General features: G+C 64.4%; 3 protein-coding genes and 1 pseudogene. 2 read left to right on the top strand and 2 right to left on the bottom strand.

Annotation, left to right across the window (positions count from 1 at the left end; all coding sequences use genetic code 11):
• Both AC1DVA_RS27435 and AC1DVA_RS27430 read right to left on the bottom strand, forming a co-directional pair.
• Positions 1-386: pseudogene (locus AC1DVA_RS27435) on the bottom strand (hypothetical protein); the annotation flags it as partial.
• A gap of 1,025 nt (positions 387-1,411) precedes the next feature.
• Positions 1,412-1,672, bottom strand: a complete 261-nt coding sequence (locus tag AC1DVA_RS27430; protein ID WP_476807989.1) for a hypothetical protein — start codon at positions 1,670-1,672, stop codon at positions 1,412-1,414.
• Positions 1,673-1,834: 162 nt separating this feature from the next.
• Here AC1DVA_RS27430 and AC1DVA_RS27425 point away from each other — a divergent pair, with 162 nt between their 5' ends.
• Both AC1DVA_RS27425 and AC1DVA_RS27420 read left to right on the top strand, forming a co-directional pair.
• The gene (locus AC1DVA_RS27425) at positions 1,835-2,092 is read left to right on the top strand and encodes a hypothetical protein (RefSeq protein WP_476807988.1); all 258 of its coding nucleotides are present in this window, start codon (positions 1,835-1,837) and stop codon (positions 2,090-2,092) included.
• 415 nt (positions 2,093-2,507) lie between these two features.
• On the top strand, positions 2,508-2,819 hold a 312-nt coding region (locus tag AC1DVA_RS27420; protein ID WP_476807987.1), incomplete at its 3' end, for a P-loop NTPase fold protein.

Raw genomic sequence — 2,819 nt, 5'->3', positions numbered from 1 at the left:
GCCTGCGCCTGCCGCACCCGCGCGGCGCGCGCGGCCTCGCCCTCGGGCGGCTGTGGTGGTCGCGCGGCACGCTTCGCCCTGACCGCCGGCGGCGGCACGGGTTCGGGCGGCGGTGCTGCCGGCATGGGCTCCGTCGTGGCCTGCCGGTGCTCGTCGAGACGCCGCCGCGCCTCGCGATCGGCCTCCTCGGGGCTGAGCCCGGCGCTGCGCGCCTTCACCACGAGACGGAGATATTGCTTCTCGGACTCAGGGATGGCGTCGAAGAAGTCGCGCATGCAGGCACCCGGATCGGGGTTTTGGCAGGCGCTGCCGCGGCGGCAGGCCTTGTGCGGGCAGAAGGACCAGACCTTGAACGCGTCGACGACCATGCGGTGCCGGCGGTCCATCTCCCTCTTGTAGTCCGCGCTCCATTGCGCCTGCTCGGGCGTCTGCCAGGGTTCCCGCTGTATGTTCCTGCTCCCGCTCGTTGCCCTTGCGATCCGCGTCACGCCCGGCCTCGCCTCACGCGTCATGTCCGGGCCTGCCTCTCGCGCCCTGACGGCTTGCGTCCCGCGTCATGCCCGGGCTTGACCCGGGCATCTCCTGACGAGGAGGCTTTGGAGCCTTGTCCGGCCCGGGATTCTCGGGTCTCCCCGCGGTCGCCCGAGAATGACGCACGTGTTTTCGCCCGCCCGCGCTTCCGCGCGAGCGTTTTGAAATATCGAGGGGCAGCGGAGCGCCGCGAGGCGCGGGTAGTCAGCCGCTTCCATTGAGCCAGGATGCGGCGCGGAAGGATTGAGCCACCTTCCGCACGCCCCGTGGCGCTCCGCCTATCGGCGTTCTCATCTAGACTTCGGGCCGCGCTTCTACGGCTCTCCGGTTCCGGTCCCGCTCGCCTCGACGCCAGTTCGGCACGGAACGCGCTGCGCTCCGCTTTGTCTCGTGCATCGGATGATCCCGAAAAGTGGTTTGCACTTCTCGGTCCGATGCCGGCCTCGTCGCGTCTCGGGTTGCAGAACCTTTCCCTTCGAGCCTCCCAGCGAGCTCCTCGCGCAGGGGCCGTAGTACCCCCAGAGCGGTGCCCCGAAGCCTCCCGAGTCTGGCGTGCAAGGCCAGCCGCAGGCGCCGACCCCACCCCGCCACACGACATGCCTCCGGATGGCTGCCCCTCGGGGATGAGGTGAGCCGAGGATAGGGGCGACGCGGGAGGGCGGGGATAAGTTTTCGCGAGCCGCACTCAATGTCCCGCATACAGCGCCACCGCCGCGACGACATACGAAAACGCGATCAAGAGATAGGCCAACTGAAGAAACGTCACCACGACCTCCATTAAGTTCGTGGCCGACTATGTATCGCGTGGTTGGCGGGAATCTCTGGCTATGTCTGCCAAGATTCTGGCTAATCGTGCCAAGCAATAAGCCGCGACCGCACCTCACGCCCCCTTGGCGATGGCCTGCTTCAGCCGCGCGACGGCCTCGGTCGCGCCGGACCTGACGTTGATCTCCAGTGTCGGCGCCTCGCGCTCGATCATCTCGATGAGCACTTCGGGCGTGATCTCGGCCCGCGCCGCGGTGAGCTTCAGCACGGCATTGGCGATGATGTTGGGCCAGTATGCCGCCCCGCCCTTGGCCAGCCCCTTGGCCTTGCGGCCCTCGAATTCCTGGGCGAGCTGTTCGGGGGTCTTTTTGGCCATGGTCTCGTCACCTGTTGCGGAATGAGCCGCTGCCTATCACGAAATGCCGGCCCTGCCTGCCCTCTCCGACAGCACTGTCTTGCCCGCACACCGGGTCCGCGACAATCGCATTTGCAAGCGGGCGCGACGCAAGGCAGGAGCGCCGCTCAAGGCAAGCCTGTGATGTGGCTGCCCGTTCAGGACCAGATCATGCCCCGCCTCTCCCGCGTTTTGTTCGCCGCCTTCGTCGGCCTCCTCCTCGCCGCCCCGGCCACTGCCGGGATTACCGACCGGGAGCTGAGCTGCGCCGACTGGCTGAAATCCGGCGCCCACCGGAAGAGCGAATACTCCACCACTGTGGCGGAGAAGATCAGGGTCTTCTGCGCCGCCCACCCGAAGATGAAGGCTGTCGATGCCGAGATGACGATGACGGGGGATTGAGGACGCAATCCCGGATCTCCGCGCATGCCGACGCCCCGCCTAGGTGGCGCCCCGAAGCCTCCCGGGAGTGGGTCGTAACCCCACCCGCAGGCGCCGCCCCCGCCCCGCCAACGGCATACCTCCGGATGGCTGCCCCTCGGGGACGAGGTGGGCCGAGGATAGGCATGGGGCGCAAGGGCGGGGATAAGTTTCGCGTCCTTTCACCAGTAGGTGCGGGGAACCCCTATCCCGCATCGATAGCCGCCCGCTGCCGACTTCGACGCCCTGAGCGCTGATCTCGGCCACGCCCGAGATCAGTAAGAATGGGAGGAATGAAGGTCTTGCCGTCCAACATGATCTGCGCCAGCTTGAACTACAATGCGGCGCACACGCCGAATCCGTTAAGGCACTCCAGCGACATGAATCCGGATTGCGCATGATCGAAGCAACACGAGACCCGAACCAAAATACTGCCGAGTATATTAGATACTACTGTGATAAAATAAACCGGCACGATTATGCCATATTGTTGAATGGTGCATGGGGAAGCGGTAAAACTTATTTTATCAAGAAGACCCTTAAAGACATAAATCAAAAGCATCTATATGTGAGCCTATACGGAATCACGTCCACGGAACAAATTGACGACTTATTTTTTCGCCAAATGCACCCAGTCCTTTCATCGAAAGGCATGAGGTTCGCCGCGGCTGTCGCAAAAGGGCTATTCAAAACTGCGTTAAAGATAGAT

The organism is Allobosea sp. P4_C6 (assembly GCF_056402015.1).
This window is presented reverse-complemented; position numbering and strand designations above follow the sequence as displayed.

Bases quoted from the DNA above. Each gene is read 5' to 3' on its own strand.
- AC1DVA_RS27425 (WP_476807988.1), top strand. From the start codon at position 1,835: ATGTGGCTGCCCGTTCAGGACCAGATCATGCCCCGCCTCTCCCGCGTT.
- AC1DVA_RS27430 (WP_476807989.1), bottom strand. From the start codon at position 1,672: ATGGCCAAAAAGACCCCCGAACAGCTCGCCCAGGAATTCGAGGGCCGC.